Genomic DNA, 15,252 nt, shown 5'->3' on the forward strand with positions numbered 1-15,252 from the left:
GTGAGCGAATCGAGCGGATGATCTTGTTCATCCGCCACCGAGTTCACACTCTAGTCCAGCCCGACGCGAGATCAACGGGTCCGCGGAACCGGAACAGCCACCCGGAGATGCCCGCGGCAGCGTACTCGAGGATCACGCGCCCGATGCGGACCGGAGTCCCCTCCGCTCATGCCGGCTCAGCGCACTGAGACCAAAGGAGCTGCGATGACGCACAAGCTCACCCGGACCGGGCCGGGGTTGTCCCGCCGCGGTCTGCTCCAGCTCGCCGGGGCCGGAGCGGTGCTGCTCGGCGCCGCCGGGTGCGGGACCCCGGAGCGGGCCGGAGCCGGCGGCGCGGCGTTCGTCTACGGGCGGGGCGCCGACGCGGTCTCGCTGGACCCGATGAACCAGACCGACAGCGAGTCCTACGCGGTGATCCACCAGGTCTTCGACTCGCTGCTGCGCTACGCCCCGGACGGGGTGCTGCTGCCCGCGCTGGCGACCGCCGTTCCGGAGCCCGAGGACGGCGGCAGGCGGTACACCTTCGAACTCCGCGAGGACGTGCGGTTCCACGACGGAACTCCGCTCGACGCCGAGGCCGTGGTGTTCAACTTCCGGCGCTGGCGGGAGAGCGACCACCCGTACCACCGGGGCGGCGGCCCGCAGAGCAGCAAGTTCGCCTACTACGCCAACCTCTTCGGCGGCTTCGACGAGGAGTCGGTGATCAGCCGCGTGGAAGCGGTCGGCCCGCGCGCGGTGCGGTTCACCCTCCGGGAGCCCTACGGCCCGTTCCTGCCCACCCTCGCCGGAGCGCAGTTCGGCATCGCCTCGCCCACCGCGATCCGGCAGGACGTCGAAGGTTTCTGGGAACGCCCGGTGGGCACCGGCCCGTTCGCGCTGGCGTCCTGGGAGCACGGGAACAAGATCACCTTGCACCGCAACGAATCCTGGTGGGGCGCGCGGCCCGCCGGGCCCGGCACGCGGGTGAGCACCGTGGTGCTGACGTCCATTCCGGACAGCACCGCCCGGGTGGCCGCGCTGGTCGGCGGCGGGCTCTCCGCGGTCAACGGCATCGTGCCGCAGGACGCCGACGCGCTGCGCGAGACAACCGGTTTCAGCATCGTCCAGCACCCGCAGGAGTGCTTCGCCTACTTCGCCATGAACACCCGCCGCCCGCCTTTCCAGAACCCGTTGGTGCGCAAGGCGATCGCGCACGCGATCGATCTGCCGCGGATCGTGGAGCACTTCTTCGGCGCGCGGGCCGAGGTGGCCGGTGCGCCGCTGTACGGCATCTCCGCGTTCGTGGACCGCTCGATCCGGCCGCACCCGTACGACCCCGGCCTGGCGCGGCGGTTGCTGGCCGAAGCCGGGCTTCCCGGCGGGTTCCGGACCAGCCTCTGGTACATGTCCACCGCCCGGCCGTACATGCCGGACGGCAAGGGCGTCGCCCAGGTCGTGCAGGCGAACCTGGCCGAGGTCGGGATCGCGGCGGACCTGGTCACCTACGAGCTCGCCACCTACGTGGAGCGCACCGGCAAGGGCATGCACGACATCGCCATGTTCGGCGGCACCACGATCGGCGTGGACTCCTACTTCCCGCTGAACTACTGGTACGCCGGCGCCAGCGCCACGGCGGAGAACTCCTCCAACCTCTCCTTCTTCCAGAACCCGCAGGTCGACGCGCTGCTCGCCGAGGCCAGGGTCACCACCGATCCGGAGGAACAACGTGCCCGCTACGCCACCGTCCAGCGCATCGTGCACGACGAGGTACCGGTGCTGCCGATCGCTTACGTCAGCCCGCCGATCGCGGTGCGCTCCACCGTCGCGGGCTTCGGCACCAACATCGCCATGGACGACCTCGATGCGCTCACCGTCTGAGCCGCGCCCCCGGCACCGAGGAGGTGAGCGCCCGTGCTGACCTACGCCGTGCGCCGACTGGGCCAGCTGATCCCGGTGCTGCTCGGGGTTTCGGCGGTCGTGTTCTTCACCGTGCGGATGATCCCGGGCGATCCGGCGCAGGTCATCCTCGGGGAGAACGCCACCCCCGCGCAGATCGCCGAGCTGCGCGCCGAGATGGGTCTCGACGAACCGGTCATCGCCCAGTACTGGCTGTTCCTGGTCCGGGCGCTGCGGGGCGATCTCGGCGAGTCCACCGTGACCGGTCGGCCGGTCGTCGCCGAACTGGCCGCCCGGCTGCCCGCCACCCTGGAGCTGACGCTGGCCGCGCTGGCCATCGCCGTGGTGGTCGGCATCGCCCTCGGCGTGCTGGCGGCCAGCCGCCCGCGGTCGCTGCTGGACAAGGCCGCCTCGGTGCTCGCCGTCGCGGGCGTGAGCATGCCGATCTTCTGGCTGGCCATGCTCCTGATGGTGGTGCTGGGCGTGAACCTGCACCTGCTGCCGTTCCCGGGCAGGCTGCCCGCCGCCGAATCGCTGCCCGCCGTCACCGGGCTGAACCTGGTCGACTCGGTGCTCGCGGGCGATTGGGCGATGCTGCGGACCTCGTTGGCGCACCTGGTCATGCCGGCGCTCGCGCTGGCGACCATCCCGTGCGGGGTGATCATGCGCATGACCCGGTCGAGCATGCGGGAGACGCTGGCCGAGGACTTCATCCGCACCGCGCGGGCGAAGGGGCTCCACCCGCTGGTCACGACCTTCCGGCACGGCCTGCGCAACTCGATGCTGCCGGTGCTCACGGTGATCGGGCTGCAGCTCGGCCTGCTGCTCGGCGGCGCGGTGATCACCGAGACGATCTTCTCCTGGCCGGGCATCGGCCAGATCGCCTACCAGGCGGTGTACCAGCGCGACTACGCGCTGATCCAGGGCGTGGTGCTGTACGGATCGCTGCTGTTCGTGCTGGTCAACCTGGCGGTCGACCTGCTGTACGCGATCCTCGACCCGAGAGTGAGGTACTGATGGTCGACGTGGCCGCCACCGCGCCGCCGACCGGCGCCCGGCCGTCCCGGCGCAGGCGCGCCTTCTTCGCCAACCGCCTGGCCGTGCTCGGCGCCGTCGTGCTCGGGCTGTTCGCGCTGATCGCCGTGCTGGCACCGGTCATCGCGCCGCACGACCCGTACGCGCAGGACCTCGCCGGCCGGTTCCAGCCGCCGAGCGGCGCGCACCTGCTCGGGCAGGACGAGCTGGGCCGCGACATCCTGTCCCGGTTGCTGCACGGCGCCGGGGTGACGCTGTCCGCCGGGCTGCTGGCGGTCGCGCTGGCCACCGCCGTCGGGACGGTGATCGGACTGCTCGCCGGCTACCGGGGCGGCTGGTACGACACCGTGCTGATGCGGTTGATGGACGTCCTGCTGGCGTTCCCCAGCGTGCTGCTGGCCATCATGATCGTCTCGACCCTCGGGCCGGGGCTCTGGAACGCCATGCTCGCGGTCGGCATCGTCTCCGTCCCGCAGATCGCCAGGGTGGTCCGGTCGGCGGCGATCGGGTTGCGGGACAGCGACTACGTGCAGGCCGCGCGGTCCATGGGCGCCGGGCACGCGCGGATCCTCCTGCGCACCCTGCTGCCCAACTGCACGGGCCCGCTGATCGTCCAGTCCACGCTCAGCCTCGCCGCGGCGATCCTGGACATCGCCGCGCTGTCCTTCCTCGGACTCGGCGCGCAGGCGCCGACACCGGAATGGGGTGCCATGCTCTCCGACGCCTTCCGCGCCGGCTTCCACGTGTTCCTCACCAGCCAGTTCGCCATCGTCTTCCCGGGGCTGGCGATCGCCTTCGCGGTGCTGTGCGTGAACTTCGTCGGCGACGGCTTCCGCGACGTCTTCGACCCGAAGGCGGTGCGCTGACGATGGAACTCCTCGAAGTCGACGACCTGCGGGCGCACTTCCGCACCGCCGAAGGCGTGGTCCGCGCCGTCGACGGGGTCTCCTTCTCGGTGGCCGCGGGCGAGACGCTGGGCATCGTCGGCGAGTCCGGCTCCGGCAAGAGCGTGACGGCGATGTCCATCATGCGGCTCAACCCGTCGCCGCCGTGCCACTACGCCGGGGGCCGGATCCGGTACCAGGGCCGCGACCTGCTCGGCGCCACCGAGCGCGAGCTGCGGGCGATCCGGGGCAAGGAGATCTCGATGATCTTCCAGGACCCGACCACCTGCCTCAACCCGGTGCTCACCGTCGGCGACCAGATCGCCGAGGCGATCCGCAGCCACGAGCGGGTTTCGCGCAAGCAGGCGCTGCGCCGCGCCGTGCAGGCGCTGGACGAGGTCGGGATGCCCGGCGCCGCGCAGCGCGCCCGCGACTACCCGCACCAGCTCTCCGGCGGGATGCGGCAGCGGGCCATGATCGCCGCTGCGCTGGCCGGGCGGCCCAAGATCCTGATCGCGGACGAGCCGACCACCGCGCTCGACGTCACCATCCAGGCGCAGATCCTGGAGCTGCTCGCCGAGCTGAAGGCGGCGCACGGCATGTCCATCATCATGATCACCCACGATCTGGGGGTGGTCTCCCAGATCGCCGACCGGGTGCTGGTGATGTACGGCGGGAAGGCGGTGGAGTCCGGCACCCCGAAGGAGCTCTTCCAGGACCCGCTGATGCCCTACACCTGGTCCCTGCTGCGCGCGGTGCCCCGGCTCGACGCCGACGACCCTCCGATGCCGATCGGCGGGCAGCCACCGTCGTTGGCCGACCCGCCGCCGGGCTGCCGGTTCGCGCCCCGGTGCCGGTTCGCCGACGAACGGTGCACCACGACCGAGCAGGCGCTGGAAAGCAGGGCGGCGGGCCGGTGGGCCGCGTGCGTGCACACCGCGGCGGAGTTCCGGGCGCTGGCGGCGGCGCTGGACGAACCGACCGAGGCGGGACGATGAGCGAATACCTCCTGCAAACCCGAGGCCTGACCATGCACTTCCCCGTGCGCGGCGGTCTGTTCCGCAGGCGCGGCGGCCTGGTGCGGGCCGTCGACGGGGTGGACATCGGCGTGCGGCGCGGCGAAACCCTCGGCCTGGTCGGCGAATCCGGTTGCGGCAAGAGCACCCTCGCCCGGCTGCTGCTGAGGCTGGCCACGCCGACCAGCGGCGAGGTGCTGTTCGAGGGCGAGGACGTCTTCGCCAAGCGGGGTGCCGAGCTGGCCCGGCTGCGCCGCGACGTCCAGATGGTCTTCCAGAACCCGTCGGCGTCGGCGAACCCCCGCCTCAGCGTCGGCGAAATCATCGCCGAGCCGCTGCGCATCCAGCGGCAGCCGGACGTGCGGCGGCGGGTGGCCGAGCTGATGGAGCTGGTCGGGCTGCACCCGGACCACCGCGACCGCTACCCGCACGAGTTCTCCGGCGGGCAGCGGCAGCGGATGGGCATCGCCAGGGCCATCGCCCTGCGGCCGAAGGTGGTGGTCTGCGACGAGCCGGTCTCCGCGCTGGACGTGTCGATCCAGGCGCAGATCCTCGAACTGCTCAAGGACCTCCAGCGCGAGCTCGGGCTCACCTACGTGTTCATCACGCACGACCTGTCGGTGGTCAAGCACCTGTGCGACCGGGTCGCGGTGATGTACCTGGGCAAGGTGGTCGAGGTCGCCGAGCGGGCGGACTTCTTCGCCACCCCGGCCCACCCGTACACCGCGTCCCTGCTGTCGGCCATCCCGCTGCCCGACCCGGACGCCGAAGCGCGCCGCCAGCGGGTGGTGCTCCCCGGGGACGTGCCCTCGGCGATGCACCCACCGGCCGGCTGCGCCTTCCACCCGCGCTGCCCGAAGGCCCAGGCGCGGTGCGCGCAGGACGCTCCCCCGCTGACCGGCCCGGAACACCGCGCCGCGTCCTGCTTCTTCCCCCTTCGCCCAGGCGAAGAACTCCGATCGCCCGCAGAGGATGGTGCACGCGCATGACGGACATGTCCGGCCTGCTGACCGAGATCGTCCCGCCGCTGATGCGGCGGTGGGGCGTGCCCGGCGTGGGCGTCGGGGTGCTCACCCCGGGAGGGCGCGACCACTTCGGCTTCGGCGTGACCAATGTGGACCACTCGCTGCCGGTCGACGAGCGCACGCTGTTCCAGATCGGTTCGGTGTCCAAGACCTTCGCCGCCACGATGCTCGCCGAGCTGGCCGCGGCCGGGCGGCTGGGGTTGGACGACCTGGTCGTCGACCACCTGCCCGGCTCCGGCCTGGACGCGCGGATCACCATCCGGCACCTGCTCACCCACTCCTCGGGGCTGTTCGGCGACCACCTGATCCTCAACGGTCCCCGGCTGCTCGCCGACGGCGCGGACGACTCGATCGCCACCGGGGTGGCGCACATCGCCGGGCTGCCGCTGGTGTTCGCCCCCGGCACCGACTACTCGTACAGCAACGCCGGGCTGATCGTGGCGGGCCGCCTGCTCGAAGTGGTCACCGGCAGGCGGTACGCGGACCTGCTCCGCACCGAGGTGCTGGCACCGGCCGGGATGTCGCACACCTTCACCACGGCCGACGAGGTGCTCACCCACCGCGTCGCCGCACCGCACCGGGGCGAGATCCCCGAGGTGGCCCGCACCGCGGGGTGGCAGCGCGGCTGGCAGCTGCCCGGTTGGGACGTGCCCGGTGGTGGGCTGGTGTCCTGCGTGCGCGACATGCTCCGCTACGCCGAGCACCACCTCAGCGGCAGCACACCGGCGGAGCCGTTCACGCCGCAGCGCGAGCGCAGCGGACCGGCTGAGCGGATCGGGCTGGTCTGGCGGCTGGACGACGTCGACGGCGTGCGGCTGGTGCACCACGGCGGGCTGACCATCGGCTACTGCACGCAGCTGTGCCTGGTCCCCGAACGCGGAACCGCCTTCGTGCTGCTGACCAACGGCACCTCCGGTGACCGGATCAACCAGGAGGTGCGCGCCGCGCTGCTGCGCGAACTCGTCGGCATCGAGCCGGAAACCCCGCACCGACCGGGCGTCGCACCCGCCGGGACCGAGCTGACCGGGGAGTTCGACGCGACCTTCTACCGCATGGAGCTCACCCCGCACCCGGACGGCGGTGCGCGGGTGCGCATCCGCCGCCCGGAACCGCAGCCGGGCTGCTACTACCTGGAACCGCCGTCGATCGAACGCGTCGAGTGGAGCGGCCCGGACGAGCTGGTGATCACCGAGCCGGAGGCCGAACGCGGCACACCGATCGACGTCCGCCGCGACAGCGCCGGGACCATCACCGGCCTCCGCCTCCGCGACCGGCTGGCACCCCGCGCGCCGGGTTGATCAGGCGCGCCGGTCGGGCCGTCCCGGAAACGAGCTGCGCTGAGCTCTTGAGAACGGGCGGCTGCGTCAACTCTTCAGCCGCGGAACCGGTTCCGCCACAAGGCCAGGAACGCGATGCGCCTGCCGTCCGGGGAGATCGTGACGGTGGAGCGCTCGGGCGGGCGCAGGCGCCTCCTTCCGGGTCAGCGGTCGTGGGCGGCGGCGCGCAGCCGGGTGGTGCTGCGGCGGAACGCCCACACCACGACTAGTGCGGCCAGCACGGTCAGCGGCGTGCCCATGACGACCCGCGCGACGCCCAGCCCACCGGTGCTCTCGGCCAGGTACAGCCACTGCTGGATGACGAACCGCGCGCCGAAGACCAGCGCCGCGGCCGAGGTGGCGACGTCGTGGGCCCGCAGCACACCCCGATGGGCGCGCCAGAGGTGCTTGCCGCCGTGCAGGGCGTTCCACACGACACCGGTCAGCGGCCGCCGCACCAGCACCGAGCCGAAGGTCAGCACGAAACCGGCCAGCGAGAGCCAGATCCCCATTGCGAAGAAGTCCCGCGCGGAACCGGTCCACGCCACCACGCCGACGGCCACCGCCACCCCGGCCAGGCTGCCGATCGCGGTGCCGACCCGCTCGCCGCGCACCATCCGGAACGCGAACAGCGCCAGCCCGGTCGCGAGCGAGATGCCGATCGTCAGCGGCAGGGGCAGGAACGCGTTGGCCGCGACGAACACGACCACCGGGGCGGTGGAGCACAGGAAGCCCAGCGGGCCACCCAGCTGGTCGAGCACGCTCTGCGCGCCGTTGTCGCGGTGCTCCGGGGTGGAGCTCATCGATCCTCCATCGGTCGTCGGCCACTGGAGGCGATCGAAGGGCGTGCCGTTGCGGCACACTCAAGCCGAACCGGGCGATCCGTGATCCGGATCACTTCGATTTGACCGTGCCGCAACGGCACGGTGTTGGCTGGAGCGATGAGCTGGAGCACCCGCGAGATCGCCGAGCTGGCCGGGCTGAGCCTGCGGGCGGTGCGGCACTACCACGACGTCGGGCTGCTGGCCGAACCCGAACGCCGCGCCAACGGGTACAAGCAGTACAAGGTGCCGCACCTGGTCCGGCTGCTGCGGATCAAGCGCCTGGTCGACCTGGGGTTCTCCCTGGAGCGGATCGCGGAGACCGTCGACGAGGGCGAGCACCCCGGGCAGGCGCTGCGCACGCTCGACGCGGAGTTGGCCGCGACCATCCAGCGGCTGCAACGTGCGCGCCTCGAACTCGCGGCGATGCTCGAACGGCGCGCCCCGGCCGACCTGCCCCCGCAGCTGACGCCCGCTCCGGATGTGCCGCTGTCCGAGGCCGACCGGTCGCTGGTGCTGGTGATGACCCGCCTGATGGGCGAGGAACAGCTCGAGTCCTACGGCGAGCTGCTGCGCAACCTGCCTGCTCATCCGACCAGTCGCGAGTTCGACGAGCTGCCCGCCGACGCCGCCGAGGACCTCCGCCGGGATCTCGCCGAGCGGATGGTGCCCTACTTGCGCCAGATCCACCTGGACCACCCGGACCTGCCCGACCTGTACGCCAACGCGCCCGAGAGGGCGAAGACCATCGAGACCGTCATGCGCGAGCTGTACAACCCAGCGCAGCTGGACGTCATCCACCGGACCCGGGTTCTCATGGCGAACTCCGGCCCGGACAGCCCGGGCGCACGCGCAACCCGCACCTGAGCTGAAACCGCGTCCGCTCCCCGGGAAACCGGGGACGTCAGGCCGCGGGGACGGGCAGCAGCCGGTAGGCGTCCCCGTGGTCGACGACCCGGCCGGCGGTGGGTGGGGCGAAGTGGGTTCCGAGCAGCAGGGTGCCGGTGCCTGCGAGGGAGCCGAGCAAGGCGCGGCGGGTGGCCTCGGACTGCTCGGGGTCGATGTCCACGCACGCGCCGATGGCGGGGTGGGCGAGCTGGACCGGGTGGTGGACGCAGTCACCGGTGATCAGCGCCGTTTCGCCCCGGCTGGTGACTTCGACCGCGACGTGGCCAGGGGTGTGCCCGGGAGTCGGGACCAGGCGCAGGCCCGGGACGATCTGCACGCCGTCGGCCGGGACGTCGACCAGGTCGAGCAGTCCGGCCTGCTCCACCGGGATCACCGAGTCGCGGAACATCTGGCGGCGCGCCTCCTCCATGTCGTACCCGGCCCAGAACTCCCGTTCGGCGCGGGCGGTGAGGTAGCGGGCGGCGGGGAAGGTGGGGATCCACGCGCCGTCCACCTGCCGGGTGTTCCAGCCCACGTGGTCGGCGTGCAGGTGGGTGAGGACCACCAGGTCGACGGATTCGGGCGGGAACCCGGCCGCGACGAGGCGTTCCAGGTAGTCGGTGCGCAGGTCGTGCCAGGCGGGGTTGGCCCGTTCCTTGCCGTTGCCGATGCCGGTGTCGACGAGCACGCGCAGCCCGCCCACGACGAAGGCGAAGCTGTGGCTGTCGATGTGGAGGACGCCGTCGTGCCCGGCGAAGTCGGGACTCAGCCAGTCCTGGCCGGTCACCACCTCGGGGGTGGCGCCGGGCAGCAGCCACGGCCCGGTCGCCGGCGGCAGCGGGATCTCGTCGATGCGGTGGACGGCGACGTCGCCCACGGTCCAGGAGGGGATCGGCATGATCTGTCGTTTCCTTCTGCTCTTCAGCGGAGGTAAAAGCTACGCATTTGCTTTAAGCGACGATAGGGCATACAGTCGCCCTAAAGCAAACCGTTAGCTTTTGAAGCGCTTCGGCGCTCCAGCCCTGACCAGAAGAGGGATCCGTGCCTTCCGCCGAACTCACGCCGCCCGAGGCCGCCCGCTGGGCCGCCCGGGCCGGGCTTCCGCTGCCCGACGACCGCCACGCCGCGGTCGCGGCCACCGCCAACCACATCCACTCCGTCGTCGCGGTCCTGCGCGAGCTGGACTTCGGGGACACCCCACCCGGCAGCGCCTACCGCGCGGGAGAGGAGAAGCCCGGTGCAACCGCATGAGCTGACCCTCGCCGCCGCCGCGAACGAGATCCGGGAACGGCGGCTGTCGCCCGTCGAACTGGTCGAATCCGTCCTCGAACGCATCGATCAGGTGGAACCGCACGTCGGGGCCTACGTCACGGTCACCGCGGACCAGGCCCGCGGCACGGCGCGCGAGGCCGAGCGGGAGGTCGCCCGAGGCGGGCACCGAGGGCCGCTGCACGGCATCCCGGCCGGGCTCAAGGACCTGATCGACGTCGCTGGAACGCCCACCACGGCCAGCTCCCAGGTCCGGGCCGACCACCGCGCGGCCGCCGACAGCACGGTCGCCGCCCGGCTGCGGGCCGCCGGCGCCGTCCTGACGGGCAAGACCCACACCCACGAGTTCGCCTACGGCCTGACGACCCCGCAGACCAGCAACGCCTGGGACCGCGACCGGGTCGCCGGAGGCTCCAGCGGCGGGTCCGCCGTCGCGGTGGCCGCGGGGGCGGCGACCTTCGCCCTCGGCACCGACACCGGCGGCTCCATCCGGGTGCCCGCCGCGCTGAACGGAGTGGTCGGCCTCAAGCCCACCTACGGGCTGGTACCCCGCCACGGCGTCACCTCGCTGTCCTGGTCCCTCGACCACGTCGGGCCGATCACCCGCACTGTCGAGGACGCGGCCCTGGTCCTGGCCGCCCTCACCGGGCACGCCGCGCTGGACGCCTTCGCCGTCGACCACCGGCCGGAACCGGACCTGACGGACGTGCGCGTCGGCGTGCCGGGCAACTACTACTTCGACCACGTCGACCCGGAGGTGGCCGCCGCCGTCCACCAGGCCATCGCGCAGCTGGAGGTGCTGGGCGCCCGGCTCGTCGAGATCGACGTCCCGATGACCCGCTACGTCCAGGCCACCCAGTGGGGCCTGATGGTGCCGGAGGCCACCGCCTACCACGAGCGCACCCTGCGCACCGTGCCCGAGCTGTACCAGGCCGACGTCCGGATCCTCCTGGAGGCCGGCGAGCTGATGGGCGCGGGCGACTACCTGCGAGCTCAGCGCGCCCGCACGCTGATGCGCGACGCGTGGGCACGCGTCCTGGAGGAGGTCGACGTGATCGCCGCCCCGACGGTCCCGATGACCGCGGTCCAGGCCGGACAGGAGACCGTCACCTGGCCCGACGGAGCGGTCGAGGCCGTCTCCGACGCCTACGTCCGCCTCTCCTCCCCGGCCAACATCACCGGGGTGCCCGCCCTGTCCGTCCCCGTCGGACACAGCACGGCGGGCATGCCCATCGGCATGCAGCTGCTCGGCCGCGCCTTCGGCGAACGGACGCTGCTGCGGGTGGGCCACGCCTACGAGCGGACGCAGCCCGCCCGAGCGCTCGCGCCCGTCGCCTGAACGCGGTGTGCGGGCCGGAAACCGTCCGGCCCGCACACCACCGGACTCCAGCCGCGGCGAGAGCTCCGCCGCAGCCACCGAGCACGCTAAACGCAAGATCTGTGCTTTAAAGTGGTGCTATGAGTCGCAAGCAGATGGTGCGTCCCGGCGGGCGCAGTGCCCGGGTCCAGGCCGCGGTGCACTCCGCCGTGCGTGAACTCCTGTCGGAGGTGGGGCGCGACGCGCTGACCGTCCCGCTGGTCGCCCAGCGCGCCGACGTCACCCCGTCGACGATCTACCGGCGCTGGGGCGACCTGCAGGAACTGCTGTCGGACGTCGCGGTGGAACGGCTGCGCCCCGACGGCGAGCCGGAGGACCACGGCGATCTGCGGACCGACCTCACGGCCTGGGCCGAACAGTTCCTGGACGAGATGGCGTCCGCCTCGGGCCGGGCCTACGTCCGAGACGCCCTGCTCGGCGACCCGGACGGCAGCAACGCCGGCCAGTGCTCGGCCTACGCGGCCGAGCAGATCGACGTCATCCTCGCCCGTGCGGCCGACCGCGAGGAGAGCGCTCCCGACACCGAGACGGTCGTGGACCACGTCGTCGCCCCCATGATGTACCGCATCCTCTTCCGCCCGGCCGGCCTCGACACCGCGTACGCCCGCCAGCTCGTGACCGGCCTCCTCGGGCGACGGCGCGCGGCATGAGATCCGCCGGGAGTCCGAACGAGCCGACGCACCAACCGGTTTCGCCGGCTCAGGAGATCCTGCGGCGGTAGGTGACCATGGCGAGGAGGTACGCGACGACGAGGATGCCGACGCACCACGCGAGGGCCGTCCAGATGTCGCTGCCCACCGGCTGCTGGGTGAACAGGTCGCGGATGGTGTTGACGATGGACGTCACCGGCTGGTTCTCGGCGAACGCGCGCACCGGGCCGGGCATGGTCTGCGTGGGCACGAACGCCGAGCTGACGAACGGCAGGAAGATGAGCGGGTAGGAGAACGCGCCCGCGCCGTCCGCGGTCTTCGCGGTGAGCCCGGGGATGACGGCGACCCACGTCAACGCCAGGGTGAGCAGGATCAGGATTCCCGCGACCGCGAGCCACTCCGCCACTCCCGCCCCCGAGCGGAATCCCATGAGCAGGGCGACGCCCACGACGACCACGAGCGAGATCAGGTTGGCGACCAGCGAGGTCAGCACGTGCGCCCACAGCACGGACGACCGCGCGATCGGCATGGACTGGAAGCGCTCGAAGATCCCGCTCTTCATGTCGGTGAAGAGCCGGAGCGCGGTGTAGGCGATGCCCGACGCGATCGTGATGAGCAGGATGCCGGGAAGCAGGTAGTTCACGTACGAGTCCGCCCCCGTGCTGATCGCGCCGCCGAACACGTAGCCGAACATCAGCATCATCGCGATCGGCATGATCGCGGTCGTGAGAACGGTGTCCAGGCTGCGCGTGACGTGGCGCAGGGATCGCCTCAGCAGGGCGGCGGTGTTGCCGAAGAAGCGCTCGGTCATCATCGTTCCTCGCTCGTCCGTGCCGGCGTCGCGGTCGTGCGGATGTCACCGTCGGCACCGACGACGGCGAGGAACACCTCTTCGAGGGTCGGCTGCTTCTCGACGTACTCGACCTCGGCGGGCGGGAGCAACCGCTTGAGCTCGGCGAGGGTGCCGTCGACGATGATCCGGCCCTCGTGGAGGATCGCGATCCGGTCGGCCAGCTGTTCGGCCTCGTCCAGGTGCTGCGTGGTGAGCAGCACCGTCGTGCCCTGGCCGGCGAGCTGCCTGACGGTGTGCCACACCTCGATGCGCGCCTCGGGGTCGAGCCCGGTCGTCGGCTCGTCGAGGAAGATGACCGGTGGAGTCCCGACGAGGCTCATCGCGATGTCGAGGCGGCGGCGCATGCCGCCCGAGTACGTCGACACCCTGCGCGCGGCCGCCTCGGTCAGCGAGAAGCGCTCGAGCAGGTCGTCGGCGATCGCGCCCGGGTCTTCGAGGCACCGCAGTTCGGCGACGAGCACGAGGTTCTCCCGCCCGCTGAGGATCTCGTCGACGGCGGCGAACTGTCCGGTGAGGCTGAAGGACTCCCGCACGTCCGAGGCCTGGGTGGTGATGTCGAAGCCGTTGACGCTGGCCGTCCCGGCATCCGCCTTGAGCAGCGTGGACAGGATCTTCACGACCGTGGTCTTGCCCGCCCCGTTCGAGCCGAGCAGGGCGAAGATGCTGCCCCGCGCCACCTCGAAGTCCACGCCGCGCAGCACCCGCAGCGTCTTGTACGACTTCTCCAGGCCCCGCACTTGAATCGCAGGGCCCCGCACCTGATCGACCGTCATCCGGATATCCGTCCTCTCCTTCGTCACGGCTTGTCGCCCGCGACGCGATCGATGGCGCTGATCAGCCCATCCCGCGTCCGATCGGGGACAAACCCGTCCTTGGAAACAGTTGTGGGTAAGTTCCGCGACCAGTTCGCGGGGCCGTCACCGACGGTTTCGGGCCCGTCCGAAAAGATCCGCGGGTCTCTCGAAATCAGACGCCGTGCGGGCGCTGCCCGAGCCTCATGGGAAGACGCCCAGCACGAGGGCGATGGTGCCCCCCGTCTGCGAGACGAACGTGGTACCGGCGTGCATGCCCATCGAGATCCGGATGTCCTTCCTGCGCCAGACCAGCCAGACCGCCGGCAGGAAGAAGATCGTCTTCGACAGGAACGTCCACGGCGCCCAGAGGTGGTACACCGCGAACAGGAACGCGTTGAGCACCGGCGCCCCTCGGCCCAGCTGGGGAAGCCGGGGCAGCAGGAAGCCGCGGAAGTAGAGCTCCTCGACGAGCGGGAAGGCCAGGCCGGTCAGCGGAATGCAGGACCCCAGCGCGATGACCATGACGTGCCGCGGGTACCCGGCGAGGTATCCGGTGACGCTGCCCGCGCCCTCGAACGGGACCCACGCGAACAACCACTCGTTGATGACGTCGTCCAGGGGTATGAGCGCGGTCGACACCACCAGCATCCAGACGATGAGGGGGACGACGACGGCGATGAGCTTGCCGCGCGAGATCGGCCTGCCCCGGTAGTGCACCACCCCGCGCAGCGAGAACCGCCCGTTGCGCCGATGCCCCAGCCACAGCAGCAGGCCGAGCTCGAACGGCACGAGGGCCACGCACATGGCGATCGCCCAGCCCAGGAACGACGGGTAGCCCCACGACTTGACCACCGGCCCGGTGAAGAGCAGGAACACCGCGACGATCAGGGCTCCGGGAACGAGGTGGAGCGCGATCGAGAGCGGCAGGGAATGGCGGTCGGCCAGCAGCCGATCAGCCATCCGGTTCGGTCGACCAGCTCCGGCGGTGATCATCGATCGTCCTGACGGCTGGCGTGGTGCCGCAGTGGCGAGGCGCGGCGTCTTCGAGGTGGGTGCGAGTTCGGTGGTAGCCACCACCACTTCGGGCCGATCGCCTTCGCGGCGAGGCCGCCCTTTTCCGCGTCGGGCACGGTCATCCGCCTCCTTCCCATCTTGGTACTCGGTATCACCGAGTACCGCTACAACGTATCACAAGGTAGTGGCGTCCCGGCAAGCGTCGAACGGCGGATGTTGCGCATGCCGCCCGCCCAGCGCAGAGAATCCCGGCGAAGGACAAGGGCTTTCCCCGACCGCGGGAAGAACCGGATCGGGACCCGAGGCCCCGCGGTGGCCAGCGTGGTCACGTTGCCCAGCGCCGCAGCACGACTCGCGGCGGTCGCGCTGGGAGGAGCGGGATGACCGCAGAGGCCACGGGCAGCTCCAGCGATCCGCCCGCACCATCTACTACA

15 protein-coding genes are annotated in these 15,252 nt (G+C 71.5%); 10 read left to right on the forward strand and 5 right to left on the reverse strand.

The window, feature by feature from the left end:
* The first annotated feature begins 204 nt into the window (after positions 1-204).
* The 6 genes from OU416_RS08300 to OU416_RS08325 are packed head-to-tail and all read left to right on the forward strand — an operon-like array spanning position 205 to position 7,133.
* Positions 205-1,857 (forward strand): ABC transporter substrate-binding protein, encoded by a 1,653-nt coding sequence (locus OU416_RS08300; protein WP_270926264.1) that lies wholly within the window; start codon positions 205-207, stop codon positions 1,855-1,857.
* Positions 1,858-1,890: 33 nt separating this feature from the next.
* Positions 1,891-2,892 carry an ABC transporter permease gene (locus OU416_RS08305; protein ID WP_270926265.1) on the forward strand — a complete coding sequence of 334 codons (1,002 nt, stop codon included), beginning with the start codon at positions 1,891-1,893 and terminating at the stop codon, positions 2,890-2,892.
* Positions 2,892-3,776, forward strand: a complete 885-nt coding sequence (locus OU416_RS08310; protein WP_270926266.1) for an ABC transporter permease — start codon at positions 2,892-2,894, stop codon at positions 3,774-3,776. Before OU416_RS08305 ends, OU416_RS08310 begins: the two co-directional genes overlap by 1 nt.
* 2 nt (positions 3,777-3,778) lie before the next feature.
* Positions 3,779-4,792 (forward strand): ABC transporter ATP-binding protein, encoded by a 1,014-nt coding sequence (locus OU416_RS08315; protein ID WP_270926267.1) that lies wholly within the window; start codon positions 3,779-3,781, stop codon positions 4,790-4,792.
* Positions 4,789-5,799 carry an ABC transporter ATP-binding protein gene (locus OU416_RS08320; protein WP_270926268.1) on the forward strand — a complete coding sequence of 337 codons (1,011 nt, stop codon included), beginning with the start codon at positions 4,789-4,791 and terminating at the stop codon, positions 5,797-5,799. The genes OU416_RS08315 and OU416_RS08320 overlap by 4 nt, the downstream gene beginning before the upstream one ends.
* Positions 5,796-7,133 (forward strand): serine hydrolase domain-containing protein, encoded by a 1,338-nt coding sequence (locus tag OU416_RS08325; protein ID WP_270926269.1) that lies wholly within the window; start codon positions 5,796-5,798, stop codon positions 7,131-7,133. Before OU416_RS08320 ends, OU416_RS08325 begins: the two co-directional genes overlap by 4 nt.
* 182 nt (positions 7,134-7,315) lie before the next feature.
* Here the strand turns inward: OU416_RS08325 and OU416_RS08330 are convergent, their stop codons facing one another.
* Complete coding sequence (locus OU416_RS08330; protein WP_270926270.1) at positions 7,316-7,954, reverse strand: DUF3159 domain-containing protein; 639 nt, start codon at positions 7,952-7,954, stop codon at positions 7,316-7,318.
* 138 nt (positions 7,955-8,092) lie between these two features.
* Between OU416_RS08330 and OU416_RS08335 the strand changes: the two genes are divergently transcribed.
* A complete protein-coding gene (locus OU416_RS08335; RefSeq protein WP_270926271.1) occupies positions 8,093-8,839 on the forward strand; it encodes a MerR family transcriptional regulator in 747 nt (248 codons plus the stop codon).
* Positions 8,840-8,876: 37 nt separating this feature from the next.
* Here OU416_RS08335 and OU416_RS08340 read toward each other — a convergent pair whose 3' ends face one another.
* On the reverse strand, positions 8,877-9,758 hold the full coding sequence (locus OU416_RS08340; RefSeq protein ID WP_270926272.1) for an MBL fold metallo-hydrolase: 882 nt from the start codon (positions 9,756-9,758) through the stop codon (positions 8,877-8,879).
* Positions 9,759-9,901: 143 nt separating this feature from the next.
* Between OU416_RS08340 and OU416_RS08345 the strand changes: the two genes are divergently transcribed.
* From OU416_RS08345 to OU416_RS08355, 3 genes are all read left to right on the forward strand, one after another.
* Complete coding sequence (locus OU416_RS08345; RefSeq protein WP_270926273.1) at positions 9,902-10,111, forward strand: hypothetical protein; 210 nt, start codon at positions 9,902-9,904, stop codon at positions 10,109-10,111.
* Positions 10,098-11,468: an amidase gene (locus OU416_RS08350; protein ID WP_270926274.1), complete on the forward strand. Its 1,371-nt coding sequence runs from the start codon at positions 10,098-10,100 to the stop codon at positions 11,466-11,468. The genes OU416_RS08345 and OU416_RS08350 overlap by 14 nt, the downstream gene beginning before the upstream one ends.
* Before the next feature lie 119 nt (positions 11,469-11,587).
* A complete protein-coding gene (locus OU416_RS08355) occupies positions 11,588-12,157 on the forward strand; it encodes a TetR/AcrR family transcriptional regulator (protein WP_270926275.1) in 570 nt (189 codons plus the stop codon).
* 49 nt (positions 12,158-12,206) lie between these two features.
* On the opposite strand, the gene OU416_RS08360 is transcribed toward OU416_RS08355, so the two are convergent.
* The 3 genes from OU416_RS08360 to OU416_RS08370 all read right to left on the reverse strand — a co-directional run bounded on the left by OU416_RS08360 (position 12,207) and on the right by OU416_RS08370 (position 14,764).
* On the reverse strand, positions 12,207-12,968 hold the full coding sequence (locus tag OU416_RS08360) for an ABC transporter permease (RefSeq protein ID WP_270926276.1): 762 nt from the start codon (positions 12,966-12,968) through the stop codon (positions 12,207-12,209).
* On the reverse strand, positions 12,968-13,783 hold the full coding sequence (locus OU416_RS08365) for an ABC transporter ATP-binding protein (RefSeq protein ID WP_270926277.1): 816 nt from the start codon (positions 13,781-13,783) through the stop codon (positions 12,968-12,970). The genes OU416_RS08360 and OU416_RS08365 overlap by 1 nt, the downstream gene beginning before the upstream one ends.
* A gap of 222 nt (positions 13,784-14,005) precedes the next feature.
* Positions 14,006-14,764, reverse strand: coding sequence for a CPBP family intramembrane glutamic endopeptidase (locus tag OU416_RS08370; protein ID WP_270926278.1), 759 nt, complete (start codon positions 14,762-14,764; stop codon positions 14,006-14,008).
* Positions 14,765-15,252: the final 488 nt, after the last annotated feature.

The sequence above is a fragment of the Saccharopolyspora indica genome, assembly GCF_027853965.1.
Lineage (GTDB): Bacteria > Actinomycetota > Actinomycetes > Mycobacteriales > Pseudonocardiaceae > Saccharopolyspora > Saccharopolyspora indica.